This is a genomic window from Rhodospirillales bacterium, assembly GCA_014323865.1.
Classification (GTDB): domain Bacteria; phylum Pseudomonadota; class Alphaproteobacteria; order SP197; family SP197; genus SP197.
In genome coordinates this window covers 745,451-759,154 of the sequence record JACONG010000016.1, presented here as the reverse complement: position 1 = coordinate 759,154, position 13,704 = coordinate 745,451, and the positions used below count along the sequence as shown (strand labels likewise).

Below are 13,704 nucleotides of genomic sequence, written 5' to 3'. Positions count from 1 at the left end.
ACGGCACCCGAGCGAATCCACTGCCGCCAACGTGGCCTGTTCACGCAGTGATGCAAATCACGATGATCTCAGTGTTCGGTGAGGCCGGCTTGCGATCGGACGCAAAGTCCTCAGATGTAGATCCACGCCAGAAGGCCCAGTCCCAAGGCGATCCGGTAGATGACGAAGGGTGTGAACGTGGCGCGCTTGAGCCAGGCCATCATGAGCCAGATGGCCACGATGGCGGAGAGGAAGGCCAGGAAACCGGCGATCAGCATGGATCGCGACAGCTCGACATCACTGGCTTCGTAAACATCCAGTCCCTTGAGCAGAGTAGCCGCGGAGATCAGCGGGATGGAGAGCAGGAGCGAGAACCTCGCAGCCGCGTCGCGTTCGAAGCCCATGAAGCGTGCTGCGGTCATCGTGATGCCTGATCGGCTGGTGCCCGGGATCAAGGAGAGGATCTGAGCAAGCCCGATCATGATGGCCGCGGTCCAGGTCATGTGCTCGAGCCGCCGCAGCGTCATGCCGAAGAGATCCGCCACCAGAAGAAGCAAGCCGAAGCCGAGCGTGGCCCAGGCGATCACCGCGGGATCGCGGAACATGTTTTCGTCGATCGCGTGGAGCGCATAGCCGGCAGCGCCGGCCGGAATGGTGGCGACGACGATCATGCCGGCCAGCGGCCGTGTGCTCGCACTGCCGCTTTCGGTGAGTCCACCCAGGATCCGTATGATGTCGCGCCAGAAGTAGACGATGACGGCAAGCAGCGTGCCGGCATGGACCGCCACGTCGACGGCGAGACCCTGGTCGGGCCAGTCGAGAACCTGGGAGGTCAGGATGAGATGGCCGGAGGAACTGATGGGCAGAAACTCGGTGATGCCCTGAACCAGGGCCAGTACGGCCAGCTGCAACAGCGTCACGTGAACGATACTCCGGCGTGGTGTCGTGATATTACCACGGTCATCCGGTTAGCCCTTGCTAAATTTAGCCAAATTTAGGTCAAAAAAGCTTACATTGTTTTCCGTGACACACCGTCTGCAGACGCATGAATGATCGGTCTCAAAGCAACTTGATTCAAGATTGATCATGAATACTGACCTTTCGTGTCGATTTCGCTCGCCCTCACCGGGCCTTTCGGCTATGGGTCCTGCCCCCGCATGTGCGAGGTGGGTGGGAAACAGTCATGACAGCGAATCTTCTGACCTTCGTTGATGTGCCTCAGCGTCGTCCCGAGAAGCGGGCGGCTGACATGCGCAGTCAGGACTTCGAAGAGATTTTCAACGAGTACATCGCCGACCATGCGCGCGAGCAGGCCTCGCGCTGTTCGCAGTGCGGCATTCCGTTCTGCCAAGTCCATTGTCCGCTCCACAACAACATCCCGGATTGGCTGAAGCTGACGGCCGAAGGCCGCATGCAAGAGGCCTACGAACTCTCGTCGGCGACCAACACGTTCCCGGAAATCTGCGGGCGTATCTGTCCACAGGACCGGCTCTGCGAAGGCAACTGCGTGATCGAGAAGGGGTTCGAGTCCGTCACGATCGGGGCGGTCGAGCGCTACATCACCGAGACGGCATTCGAGAACGGCTGGGTCACCGGACCCAACCCGGCGATCGAACGGTCCCAGTCGATCGGCATCGTCGGCGGTGGACCGGCCGGCCTTGCGGCCGCCGATCTGCTGCGGCGCTACGGCTACAAGATTGAGGTCTATGACCGGCACGATCGGATCGGCGGTCTGTTGATCTACGGCATTCCCGGTTTCAAGCTCAAGAAGAGCATCGTCGAGCGGCGCTCCGAGCTCATGGTCGAGAGCGGTGTGGTCTTCCACACGTCGACGGACGTCGGTCGCGACATCTCCTTCGCGGACCTGCGTGCACGCCACGACGCCGTCCTGATTGCGACGGGCGTCTACGGAGTGCGTGACATTAAGGTGCCGGGCGTCGGCCTCGACGGCATCGTCCCCGCGCTCGATTACCTCATCGCCAGCAACCGCCACGGTCTCGGCGACCAGGTTCCCGCCTTTGAGTCCGGCGAACTCAATGCACACGACAAGCACGTCGTCGTGTTGGGCGGCGGTGACACGGCCATGGACTGCGTCCGCACCGCTGTGCGTCAGGGCGCGAAGGCCGTGACCTGCCTCTATCGCCGCGACCGCAACAACATGCCGGGTAGTCAACGTGAGGTCTCCTATGCCATGGAAGAGGGTGCCCGCTTCGAGTTCCTGTTGGCGCCCAAGGCGTTCCTCGGCGACGACCGTGTCGAGGCCGTCCGTTCGGTAAAGATGCGTCTCGGGGAACCTGATGGAACCGGCCGCCTGACGCCGCAGGTCGTGCCCGGCTCCGAGCACCGCATCAAGGCTGATCTCGTGCTCAAGGCGCTCGGCTTCGATCCCGAGCCGATTGCCGAGCACTTCGCGCTGTCCGACATCGCCATGACGCGCTGGGGCACGCTCAAGGCCGACATGCTGACCGGTCGCACCAACCTGCCCGGCATCTACGCAGCAGGCGACATCGTGCGCGGCGCATCGCTTGTCGTCTGGGCCATCCGTGATGGGCGCGACGCGGCCGAGGCGATCCACCGTGAGCTGGAAATCGGGGCGGTCGAACCGCTGCGGGCTGTGAGCTGAGGAGGGGACGATGACCGCACAGGACCTCCGCAACCGCATTGTCGACGCCCGCCGGCTCGACCGTGACGGTATGTACGATCCGGCCTTCGAGCACGATGCCTGCGGCGTCGGTCTTGTCGCTGCGCTCGATGGCCGTCCGCGCCGCGAGGTGGTTGTCGCCGGCGTCGATGCGCTGAAGGCGGTCTGGCACCGCGGCGCCGTCGATGCCGATGGCAAGACCGGTGACGGTGCGGGCATCCAGGTTCAGATTCCGCAGGACTTCTTCAAAAAGCACGTCGAGCGCACCGGCCACGAGCCGGACAGGGGGCGGCTGGCCGTGGGCATGATCTTCCTGCCGAAGACCGATCTCGGTGCGGCTGAGGTCTGCCGTGCGATCGTCGAGTCCGAGATCCTGAACTTCGGCTACAGAATCTTCGGCTGGCGCCAGGTGCCGATCGACAGCTCGATCATCGGCGAGAAGGCGAACGCGACCCGGCCCGAGATCGAGCAGATCATGATCGCCGACGAGCGCTCGGCCGACGAGCGCTTCGAATGCGATCTCTACATCATCCGACGCAAGATCGAGGCGCGGGTGCGAGAGGCCCAGGTCGCGGACTTCTTCATCTGCTCTCTGAGCTGCCGTTCGATCGTCTACAAGGGCATGTTTCTCGCAGAGCAGCTCTCGGCGTTCTATCCTGATCTGCTCGACGAGCGTTTCGTCTCGAGCTTCGCGATCTTCCATCAGCGTTATTCGACCAACACCTTCCCGACCTGGAAGCTGGCCCAGCCGTTCCGCATGCTCGCCCACAACGGCGAGATCAACACTGTGCGCGGCAACACGAACTGGATGAAAAGCCACGAGGCGCGCATCGACCACGATGCCTTTGCCGACCACCTCGACGTCATCAAGCCTGTTATTCCCTCGGGCAGTTCGGATTCGGCGGCGCTCGATGCGGTGTTCGAACTGCTCGTTCAGGGCAATCGTTCGGTGCCGCTGGTCAAGTGCATGCTGATCCCCGAGGCTTGGGGCGGCAATGCCGACCTCTCCGAGGAGGTGCGCGCGCTCTATCTCTATTGCAACACGGTGATGGAGCCGTGGGACGGGCCGGCCGCCATCGCGGCGTCCGACGGACGCTGGGTGCTCGCTGGTATGGACCGCAACGGCCTTCGCCCCATGCGCTACTCGGAGACCCGCGACGGCCTGCTCTTCGTTGGCTCGGAGACGGGCATGGTGCCCCTGTCCGAACAGAATCTGCGTCACAGCGGGCGGCTTGGTCCGGGCGAGATGATCGCCGTCGATCTCGCCGAGGGCCGTCTCTACAAGGACGTTGAGATCAAGGAGATGCTGGCCGCCGAACAGCCCTACAGCAACTGGGTCGGTAACATCACCCATCTCGACGATCTGGTCGAAGCGAACGACGGGGCCGACCGCATGTTCGAGCTCGCTGCGCTCAAGACGGCGCAGCGTGCCGCGAGCTATTCGATCGAGGACCTCGAACTGATCCTCCAGCCAATGGTCGAGGAGGCCAAGGAAGCGATCGGTTCGATGGGCGACGACACGCCGCTTGCCGTGCTGTCGAACCACTATCGCGGCCTGCATCACTTCTTCCGGCAGAACTTCAGCCAAGTCACGAACCCGCCGATCGACTCGCTGCGTGAGCGGCGGGTGATGACGCTCGCCACGCGCCTGGGCAACCTCTCGAACATTCTCGATCAGGACGAGAGCCAGACGCGCATTCTGCAGCTCCAGTCACCGGTGCTGACCAACGCCCAGTACGCCGCGATGCGGCGCTACCTCGGCACATCGGCAACCGAGATCGATTGCACCTATGCGGCGTCCGGTGCCGGTCCTGACGCCCTGAACGAGGCGATCACCCGGGTCAGGTGCGAGACCGAGGACGCTGTGCGTGGCGGCTGTGAGCACATCATCCTGACCGACGAGTCCCAGGGTCGGGGGCGTGTCGCGATCCCCATGATTCTGGCGGTCGGCGCGGTGCACAGCCATCTCGTGCGGCAGTCCCTGCGCACCTTCATCTCGCTCCATGCACGCACGGCCGAGTGCCTGGACGTGCACTTTTTCGCCGTTCTGGTCGGTGTCGGCGCAACGGCGATCAACGCCTATCTCGCCGAGGAGAGCATCGCCGAACGCCACCACAAGGGCCTGTTCGGCGACCGCCCGCTCACCGAATGTGTGGCGCGCTACAAGAAGGCAGTCGACGACGGCCTGCTCAAGATCATGTCCAAGATGGGCATCTCGGTGATCTCTTCCTATCGCGGCGGCTACAATTTCGAGACCATCGGACTCTCCCGCACGCTCGTCGCCGAGTTCTTCCCCGGGATGCCGTCGCGTATCTCAGGCATCGGCCTCACGGGTATCCAGCGCCGTTCGCTGAGTCTCCATGCCGAGGCCTTTGCCAAGGAGGTCATCGCGCTGCCGATCGGCGGCATCTACCGCTATCGCCGAGGCGGCGAGTCCCATGCCTACGAGGCGGGCCTGATCCATACGCTCCAGACCGCTGTGGCAACCGACAGCTATCAGCTCTACAAGCGGTACGCTCAGGGCATGGACAGGCGGCCGCCGTTCGACCTGCGCGATCTGCTCGACTTCACGCCACGCCACGAGCCCGTCGGCATCGACGAAGTCGAATCGATCACGGAGATCCGCAAGCGCTTCGTGACGCCGGGCATGTCGATGGGCGCACTCTCCCCCGAGGCTCATGAGACACTGACCATCGCCATGAACCGGATCGGCGCACTGTCGGATTCCGGCGAGGGCGGCGAGGACCCCGAGCGGTTCCAGCCCCGACCCAACGGCGATAATCCGAACTCGCCGATCAAGCAGGTCGCCTCGGGCCGCTTCGGCGTCACGGCGCAGTACCTGACCAACTGCCGCGAACTCGAGATCAAGATCGCCCAAGGCGCCAAGCCGGGCGAGGGCGGTCAGCTGCCGGGCTTCAAGGTGACCGAGATGATCGCGAAGCTACGCCACGCCACGCCGGGTGTGATGCTGATCTCGCCGCCGCCGCACCACGACATCTATTCCATTGAGGACCTGGCGCAGCTGATTTACGACCTCAAGCAGATCAATCCGACGGCGCGTGTCTGCGTCAAGCTGGTCAGCCAGGCCGGCGTCGGCACCGTGGCGGCTGGTGTCGCCAAGGCCAAGGCCGATGTGATCCTGATCTCCGGCCATGTCGGCGGCACGGGCGCCAGTCCGCAGACCAGCATCAAGTTCGCCGGGTCGCCGTGGGAGATGGGGCTCGCCGAAGCCAATCAGGTGCTCACGCTCAACCGCCTCCGCCATACCGTCCGTCTGCGCACCGACGGCGGCATCCGCACCGGTCGCGATGTCGTCATCGCCGCCATGATGGGTGCCGAGGAGTTCGGCGTCGGCACGGCCTCGCTGGTCGCGATGGGCTGCATCCTGGTGCGGCAGTGCCACTCCAACACCTGTCCGGTCGGGATTTGCACGCAGAAGGATTCGCTGCGCGCGAAGTTCGACGGCACGCCCGAGAAGGTCGTGAACCTGTTCTCCTTCATCGCCGAAGAGGTGCGCGAAATTCTGGCCTCGCTCGGCGTGCGTTCACTCAACGAGATCATCGGGCGCACCGACCTCCTGACCCAGATCAGTCGCGGCAGTGACGACCTCGACGATCTTGATCTCAACCCTTTGCTCGTCCAGGCCGATTCCGGGGATGCGCCGCGTTACTGCATCACCGAGGGGCGCAACGAGGTGCCCGATACGCTCGATGCCCGGATGATCGCCGATGCGCGTGCCGCGCTGGACGAGCGCGAGAAGATGCAGCTCGCCTACAACGTCCGGAACACGCACCGGGCTGTGGGCACACGGCTCTCGTCGGAGATCACCCGGCGTTTCGGCATGAAGGGGTTGGCGCCCGGTCACATCACGGTGCGTCTGCGCGGCTCGGCCGGACAGTCACTTGGTGCCTTCGCGGTTCAGGGCCTGAAACTCGAGGTCTTCGGTGACGCTAACGACTATGTCGGCAAGGGGCTCTCGGGCGGCTCCATCGTGATCCGTCCGCCAGCCTCGAGCGAACGCCAGTCGCAGCACAACACGATCATCGGCAACACTGTCCTTTACGGTGCGACGGCCGGGCAGCTCTTCGCCGCTGGTCAGGCAGGCGAGCGCTTCGCCGTGCGCAACTCGGGCGCCGACGTCGTTGTCGAGGGCTGCGGTTCCAACGGTTGCGAATACATGACCGGCGGCACTGCGGTGATCCTGGGCGGTGTCGGGGCGAACTTTGGTGCCGGCATGACTGGCGGCATGGCCTTCGTCATCGATCCCGATAACCTCCTGCCGGGTTACATCAACGCCGACAGCGTGATCCATCAGCGGCTCGCGAGCGCCTATTGGGAGAGTGTGGTGAACTCGCTGGTGGCGCTTCATGCACGCGAGACGCAATCGGCCTACGCCGCGCGCATTTTGCGCGAATGGGACCTGCAGGTCGGTCACGTCTGGCAGGTCTGCCCGAAGGAGATGATCGAGCGCCTGGCACACCCGCTCGACGACGGTCAGAGCCGAAAAACCGCCTGAGACCCGCCGTGTCGGCGATTCCGGCGCTCCCACCCGCGGAGTTGTCCCGCACCGTGCTGACCGTCACGTGCTTTGTTGTCCACATGCGATCATCTGGCCACGTCGAGCGCTGTGTCGCGCCCGGGACCTGGGCATAGGCGATCGCAGTGTTGAACTTGAGGACCGATTGCGTGGATGGTCCAGTTTCGCCGTGACGCTGACCAGGTCCGAACCCGACGAGCGCCTGAAGATGGTCGAGCTACCGGTGCGCGCCCGGCGGACCGTCATCGCCGATATGGCGCGGTGATCGTCTGTCATCGCGCTGAGCGATGCCGGCCACGACTTCGTTCTGCGGGACGAGTCCGGTGCCGCGGTGCCCTGCACCGTTGCACTCGGCGTCGGTGTCGATCGTGCCAGGGGGCACCCAGCGTCTGCGCCTCGACGTCGACCATATGGACCTCAAGGCGGTGCCGGCGGCCCACGACCGAGACACGCTCTGCATCGCCTTGGGGTCATGGCGTGAGGATTCGTGCATCCCGGATAAGGCCGTATGCGGTTCCATTCGGGTACGATCCGCTCTAAACGCGTCCCATGCGCGAGCTCTATCACGTCCCTCTCTCTCCCTTCTGTCGCAAGGTTCGCATCGTCCTCAAGGAGAAGGGGCTGCCCTTCGCGTTGACAGTCGAGAACGTGTGGGAGCGGCGTGAGGAGTTCCTGGCGATCAATCCGGCCGGAACTGTGCCGGTGCTGATCGAGGCCGACGGCACAGAGCTCGCCGACAGCCGCGCGATTGTTGAATATCTGCAGGAGATTCAGCCGCAGCCTGACTTGCTGGGCGGCACGCCCGCGCAGCGTGCGGAGACCCGTCGCCTGATGGCCTGGTTCGACGAGAAGATGTACCGCGAGGCGACGGTCAACATCTTCGGCGAGAAGGTTCGGAAGCGTTTCCTGGGCCTCGGCGAACCGGACTCGGCAACGGTGCGAGCGGGCCTCGCGAACGTCCGCGTTCACCTGAACTACATTGCCTGGCTTGTGGAACGGCGAACCTGGCTCGCCGGTGACCGCTTCGGCCTCGCCGACATCGCGGCGGCAGCGCAGTTCTCCTGCATCGACTACATTGGCGACGTACCCTGGTCCCACCAGGAGGGTGCGCGCGACTGGTACGCCCGGGTCAAGTCCCGGCCATCTTTCCAATCCATCCTGGACGACCGCTTGCCGGGCCTGCGCCCGGTCAGGCTCTACGACGACCTCGACTTCTGATCAACCGACGCAGACACCTACGGCAGCGGCTGGGGTTACGTCGGTGCGCAGTGTGCTGTCACCGACTCTGAATTCATTGTATTGAGATCGTTGACGACTGCCTCGTCGCTCCGCTTGCGGACCTCCTCGCAAGGCTCCGGCAGTGTGCTCTCGTCGCGGTCGACCCGGGAGAAAATCAGCCAGAGTGTGGAGCAGTCGCGGGCAACCTCCGGGGGCAGGCCGACGACGACCAAGCCTTGCGGATTCTTCGGTCCGAACCCGTCGGAACGGTCGATCTGACCGCAGGCGCAGGCCGACAGGACGAGGCAGGTCATGACAAGGCCTGTGATCCTGCGCAAGAGTGGCGACATGAGGGCTCCAACCGGCACATCCAACGCTTCTCATGACGGCGCGGCGACGTGACATCCACAACGCATACGAGCCCGCACCGAGAAGCTCTCACGTCCAATGGTCTCCATCAGAAGGCTGAGGAACTCGGCCTTTCGGCGCTTGGAGTCGTTTCGGCCGAGACCGATCCGGTGCTGCGGGCCCGTCTGGACCAATTCCTCGCCGCGGAGTTTCAGGGCGACATGGGCTGGCTCGCCGATCGTGTCGCGGCGCGCAGCAGCCCCAAGGACCTGTGGCCGGATGCGCGAAGCGCGATCGTCGCCGGAATGAGCTATGGCCCCGCGCACGATCCGCTCGACGATCTTGCACGATCCGACTGCGGCACGATCTCGGTCTACGCACGCGGCCGCGATTACCACGATGTCTTCAAGAAGCGCCTCAAGCAGCTGGCCCGCTGGCTGGTCGAGACCGCAAGCGGTGAGATGAAGGTCTTTGTCGACACCGCGCCTGTGATGGAAAAGCCGCTGGCCCAGCGTGCCGGGATCGGCTGGCAGGGGAAACACACCAACCTGGTGTCGCGTGACCACGGCTCCTGGCTCTTTCTCGGTGTGATCTACACCACGCTCGATCTGGAACCGTCCACGGCCGAGGTCGACCACTGTGGTTCCTGCCGGGCGTGCCAGGACATCTGCCCCACCGACGCGTTCCCGGAGTCCTACAGGCTCGATCCCCGGCGCTGCATCTCCTACCTCACGATCGAGCACAAGGGTCATATCGATCGCACGTTCCGGGTGCCGATGGGCAACCGCATCTACGGCTGCGACGATTGCCTCGCCGTCTGCCCGTGGAACAAGTTCGCCGCGGTAACGCGGGAAACCGCCTTTCTCCCGCGCGCTGAACTGACAGCCCCCCGCCTCGCCAACCTGGCTGAACTGGACGACGCGGCGTTCCGATCCTTCTTCAGCGGCAGCCCGATCAAGCGGACCGGGCGCGACCGCTTCGTCCGCAACGTCATGATCGCGCTCGGCAATAGCCATGGTGAGGTGGCACGCGAGGCCGTCGTCGCGCGTCTCGACGACACCTCGGCGCTTGTGCGCGCCATGGCGGTCTGGGCGCTTGACCGGCTGGTCGACGAATCGACCTTTGCGGCGCACCGTGCGAGGCATTATGACGGGGAAACCGACGCCGCCGTGCGGCGCGAATGGGACCGGGAGGCTGCGTGACGAGGTTGTTTTGTTTTGGACTGGGCTTCAGCGCGTTGGCGCTGGCCAGAACGCTCCAGAGCGAAGGCTGGGATGTCAGGGGCACGGTGCGCTCCGCCGACAAGGCCGACGCACTCCGCAAGGACGGCATACATACCGTCGTGTTCGATGGTGCGCAGGCCGGCGCCGAGGTTGCTGCCGCTCTTGATGGCGTGACCCATGTGATGGATTCGATCCCACCGCGCGATGAGAGCATCTGCCCGCCGCTCGACCATTTTGCCAGCGTTCTGTCGCGCTCCGAGAATCTGGAATGGGCCGGTTATCTTTCCACCACCGGCGTCTACGGCGATCACGGCGGTGCCTGGATCGACGAGTCGACACCGCTGGTGCCCAACCTGGAACGCAGCGCTCGCCGCGTGGCGGCCGAAGAGGCCTGGCTGGTCATGCACGAACGCTACGGCCTGCCGATCCACATCTTCCGCCTGGCAGGCATTTACGGACCCGGTCGTGGCGTGCTGGAGCAGGTGCGCGAGGGCCGCGCCCGGCGCATCGTCAAGCCGGGCCAGGTTTTCTCGCGTATCCATGTCGACGACATCGTCCAGGTCCTGCGCGCCTCGATGGACCGGCCCAATCCCGGTGCCGCCTACAACCTCTGCGACGACGAACCCGAAGCGCCCGACAAGGTGGTCGGTTATGCCTGCGAGCTGCTGGGTGTGAAACCGCCCGAGCCGATCCCGTTCGAGGAGGCCGAGCTGTCAGACATGGCGAAGAGCTTCTATGCCGACAGCAAGCGGGTGCGGAACGACCGCATCAAGGACGAGCTGGGCGTGGTGCTGAGGCATCCGAGCTACCGCTTGGGCATGGCCGCTGACCTGGCCGCTCAGGATTCTTGACGGTCGAGCGTTTCCGCGATCGTCCGTCCCAGCCGCGCCAGATCCTCATCCCTCGACAGACGGTGGTCGCCGTCCTTGACTAGATCGACGACGACATCGTCGGTCGTCAGGCAGCGGGCGATTGTGAGAGCGGTCTCCCACGGCACGGCGTCGTCCCGCATGCCCTGGAGCAGGCGGACAGGGGAATCGAGGGCGAGCGGGCCCTGCAGGCGCAGGTGGTCGCGGCCGTCCTCGAAGAAGGCGCGGCTGAAGCCGTAGTTGCTGCCGCCCTCATCGAGCGTGATTCCGCCCTCGCGCATGACGGTCTCACGCTGTTCGTCGCTGAGATTCCACCAGATACCCTGGCTGAAATCAGGGGCCGCGGCGATCCCGACCAGACCCGCGATACGCTCGGGCCGCTTCAGCGCCAGATTGAGCATGATCCATCCGCCCATGCTGGAGCCGACCAGCACCTGCGGCCCTTCGGTCATGGCATCGAACACGGCCAGTGCATCATCGGACCAGGCACCGATGGTGCCATCCTCGAAGGTGCCGTCGGACTGGCCGTGGCCGCGGTAGTCGAAACGCAGATAGGGGCAGCCGCGCTCCCGGCACCACTGATCGAGGAAGGTCGCCTTGGTGCCGGTCATGTCCGAGGCATAGCCGCCCAGAAATACCACGCCCGTTCCGCTGCCCGGAACGACATTGCAGGCGAGCCGGTAGCCCGAGGGGTGGTCGAACCATTGTGCGGTCGTGTCGGCCTGAGACATGGAGTATAGGGTCCATGAAGGTGGAAGGATGAACCTCTCATACCATGAATGACGAAGCGGAAGTCCGCGGTCCTGCGATCCTCCAGGTGATCCCACGTCTCGAGATGGGCGGTGCCGAACGCGCGGTGATCGATGTGTCACGTGCGATCATCGCTGCCGGCGGCCGCGCCCTTGCGGTTTCCGAGGGCGGCGATCTGGAACCGGAGTTGCTGCGCACCAAGGCGACCCACATTCCGATGGGTGTGGCCTCGAAGTCCCCGCTGACGATCCAACGCAACGCCAGTCGCCTCGCCGACATCATCCGGGACCAGGGCGTCGATCTGATCCATGTCCGCTCGCGCGCGCCCGCATGGTCGGCACTGAAGGCCGCGCGGCGCACCGGCATTCCCTTCGTCACGACCTTCCACGCGCCCTACAACATCTCGAACGGCATCAAGAAGGCCTACAACGCGGTCATGGCCAAGGGCGATCGTGTCATCGCGATCTCCGACTACGTCGCGACCCATGTGCGAGAGAACTATGGTATCGGCGACGATCGCCTGCGTCGCATCCATCGTGGCATTGATGTCGTGACCTTCAACCCCGCCGCGGTCAGTTCCGAGCGCATCGCGAGTCTCGCGGCGCGCTGGAACCTGCCCGACGGCGTGCCGATCGTCATGCTGCCGGGCCGTCTGGCACGCTGGAAGGGCCAGCACGTCATGATCGAGGCGATGGCGCTGCTGGAACGGGATGCGATCTGCCTTCTGGTGGGCGTCGGTGCCGGGCGCAAAGGCCTCCGGCGCCAGCTTGAGAAGGCGATCACCGAACGCGGGCTTGAGGGCCGTGTCGTCCTGATCGACGGCGCCCAGGACATGCCGGCGGCCTATCGTCTCGCAGATGTCGTCGTCTCCGCCTCGATCGAACCGGAGGGGTTCGGGCGCACCGTCGTCGAGGCCCAGGCCATGGGCGTTCCGGTGGTTGCGACCAATCACGGCGGTGCACAGGAAACCGTGGAGCCGGGCGCGACCGGCTGGCTCGTCCGGCCCAACGATCCCTCCGCACTCGCCCAGGCGGTTGCGGCCGGTCTCGATCTCGACGAGGAGGCCCGCGTCAAGCTGGCGGCCGTGGCGCGCGCCCGCGCGGTCGAACGCTTCAGCCGGACCGCCATGTGCGCGGCAACTCTCGATGTCTATCGGGAGTTGGTTGCCTGGCGATGATCGCCCGGGTGCTCGTGATCCGGCTCGGTGCGCTGGGCGACGTCGTCCTGTCCTCGGGCCCGTTTCGGGCGATCCGCGAGCACCACGGGGATGCCCATATCGTCCTCCTGACCACGGCACCCTATGAGAGCCTGGCGCGGGCGGGAGGTTGGTTCGATGAGATCTGGCTCGACGAGAAGCCGGGCTGGTGGCAGGTCGGCGCCGTTCGGGAGCTCGGCCGGCGGCTCAACGAGGGCCGCTTCGATCGCGTCTACGACCTGCAGACCTCGGACCGTTCATGCGCCTACCACCGCCTCTTCAAGCGGCCGCGACCGCAGTGGTCGGGCATCGCGCGGGGCTGTTCCCACCCCCAGGCCAACCCGAAGCGCGATGCCATGCACACGGTCGAGCGGCAGGCCGATCAGCTCCGCATGGCAGGCATCGATGACGTCCCGCCGCCCGATCTCTCGATGGTGACGGCCGATGTCTCCGGTTTCGACCTGCCGCAGGACCATGCGCTGGTCGTCCCCGGCAGCGCGCCGCACAGGACGGAAAAACGCTGGCCTGCCGAACGCTACGGCGAGTTGTGCCATCGCCTGAAGGGGCTGGGCCTTCGATCGGTCGTGATCGGAGGCCCCGCCGAGCGCGAGGTGGTCGAGGTGATCAAGACAATCTGCGGCGATGTCGTCGATCTCTGCGGCCAGACCGGCTTCGAGCAGATTGCGGAGCTCGCCCGGGGCGCGCGACTGGCCGTGGGTAATGACACCGGACCGATGCACCTCGCCGCCACGGCGGGATGTCCGTCGGTGGTGCTGTTCTCCCGCGTGTCCGACCCGGCGCTGAGCGCGCCTCGTGGTCGATCGGTCGCGGTGCTGCAACGTCACGACCTTGGCGACCTCAGCGTGGATGAGGTGGCACATGCCACACGGCAGGCGCTGGCTTGACACCGGACCACGCCTCACTAGGTTGCGCGCGCCCGAGAC

Annotated in this window: 10 protein-coding genes; 7 read left to right on the top strand and 3 right to left on the bottom strand. The window is 65.1% G+C overall.

Annotated features, from left to right (window positions below):
* Positions 1-110 precede the first annotated feature (110 nt).
* Positions 111-899, bottom strand: coding sequence for an undecaprenyl-diphosphate phosphatase (locus tag GDA49_12690; protein MBC6441236.1), 789 nt, complete (start codon positions 897-899; stop codon positions 111-113).
* A 263-nt stretch (positions 900-1,162) separates the two neighbouring features.
* Between GDA49_12690 and GDA49_12685 the strand changes: the two genes are divergently transcribed.
* The 3 genes from GDA49_12685 (at position 1,163) to GDA49_12675 (ending at position 8,375) form a co-directional block, all read left to right on the top strand.
* Positions 1,163-2,602: an NAD(P)-dependent oxidoreductase gene (locus GDA49_12685; GenBank protein ID MBC6441235.1), complete on the top strand. Its 1,440-nt coding sequence runs from the start codon at positions 1,163-1,165 to the stop codon at positions 2,600-2,602.
* A 10-nt stretch (positions 2,603-2,612) separates the two neighbouring features.
* Positions 2,613-7,136 carry a glutamate synthase large subunit gene (gene gltB, locus GDA49_12680; protein ID MBC6441234.1) on the top strand — a complete coding sequence of 1,508 codons (4,524 nt, stop codon included), beginning with the start codon at positions 2,613-2,615 and terminating at the stop codon, positions 7,134-7,136.
* Between the two features lie 570 nt (positions 7,137-7,706).
* Complete coding sequence (locus tag GDA49_12675) at positions 7,707-8,375, top strand: glutathione S-transferase family protein (protein MBC6441233.1); 669 nt, start codon at positions 7,707-7,709, stop codon at positions 8,373-8,375.
* Positions 8,376-8,410: 35 nt separating this feature from the next.
* On the opposite strand, the gene GDA49_12670 is transcribed toward GDA49_12675, so the two are convergent.
* On the bottom strand, positions 8,411-8,725 hold the full coding sequence (locus GDA49_12670; GenBank protein ID MBC6441232.1) for a hypothetical protein: 315 nt from the start codon (positions 8,723-8,725) through the stop codon (positions 8,411-8,413).
* Positions 8,726-8,773: 48 nt separating this feature from the next.
* Here GDA49_12670 and queG point away from each other — a divergent pair, with 48 nt between their 5' ends.
* Positions 8,774-9,925 carry a tRNA epoxyqueuosine(34) reductase QueG gene (gene queG, locus GDA49_12665; GenBank protein MBC6441231.1) on the top strand — a complete coding sequence of 384 codons (1,152 nt, stop codon included), beginning with the start codon at positions 8,774-8,776 and terminating at the stop codon, positions 9,923-9,925.
* Positions 9,904-10,797, top strand: a complete 894-nt coding sequence (locus GDA49_12660) for an SDR family oxidoreductase (GenBank protein ID MBC6441230.1) — start codon at positions 9,904-9,906, stop codon at positions 10,795-10,797. The genes queG and GDA49_12660 overlap by 22 nt, the downstream gene beginning before the upstream one ends.
* Here GDA49_12660 and GDA49_12655 read toward each other — a convergent pair.
* Positions 10,785-11,546: an alpha/beta hydrolase gene (locus GDA49_12655; protein MBC6441229.1), complete on the bottom strand. Its 762-nt coding sequence runs from the start codon at positions 11,544-11,546 to the stop codon at positions 10,785-10,787. The genes GDA49_12660 and GDA49_12655 overlap by 13 nt on opposite strands.
* A gap of 44 nt (positions 11,547-11,590) precedes the next feature.
* Between GDA49_12655 and GDA49_12650 the strand changes: the two genes are divergently transcribed.
* Both GDA49_12650 and GDA49_12645 read left to right on the top strand, forming a co-directional pair.
* On the top strand, positions 11,591-12,742 hold the full coding sequence (locus GDA49_12650; GenBank protein ID MBC6441228.1) for a glycosyltransferase family 4 protein: 1,152 nt from the start codon (positions 11,591-11,593) through the stop codon (positions 12,740-12,742).
* Positions 12,739-13,665: a glycosyltransferase family 9 protein gene (locus tag GDA49_12645; GenBank protein ID MBC6441227.1), complete on the top strand. Its 927-nt coding sequence runs from the start codon at positions 12,739-12,741 to the stop codon at positions 13,663-13,665. Before GDA49_12650 ends, GDA49_12645 begins: the two co-directional genes overlap by 4 nt.
* The last annotated feature ends 39 nt before the right edge of the window (positions 13,666-13,704 follow it).

What these genes read in the sequence shown, in the direction of transcription:
- GDA49_12685 (MBC6441235.1), top strand. Translation starts at nt 1,163, where the DNA reads ATGACAGCGAATCTTCTGACCTTCGTTGATGTGCCTCAGCGTCGTCCC.
- gltB (MBC6441234.1), top strand. Translation starts at nt 2,613, where the DNA reads ATGACCGCACAGGACCTCCGCAACCGCATTGTCGACGCCCGCCGGCTC.
- GDA49_12675 (MBC6441233.1), top strand. Translation starts at nt 7,707, where the DNA reads ATGCGCGAGCTCTATCACGTCCCTCTCTCTCCCTTCTGTCGCAAGGTT.
- GDA49_12670 (MBC6441232.1), bottom strand. Translation starts at nt 8,725, where the DNA reads ATGTCGCCACTCTTGCGCAGGATCACAGGCCTTGTCATGACCTGCCTC.
- GDA49_12660 (MBC6441230.1), top strand. Translation starts at nt 9,904, where the DNA reads ATGGGACCGGGAGGCTGCGTGACGAGGTTGTTTTGTTTTGGACTGGGC.
- GDA49_12655 (MBC6441229.1), bottom strand. Translation starts at nt 11,546, where the DNA reads ATGTCTCAGGCCGACACGACCGCACAATGGTTCGACCACCCCTCGGGC.
- GDA49_12650 (MBC6441228.1), top strand. Translation starts at nt 11,591, where the DNA reads ATGAATGACGAAGCGGAAGTCCGCGGTCCTGCGATCCTCCAGGTGATC.
- GDA49_12645 (MBC6441227.1), top strand. Translation starts at nt 12,739, where the DNA reads ATGATCGCCCGGGTGCTCGTGATCCGGCTCGGTGCGCTGGGCGACGTC.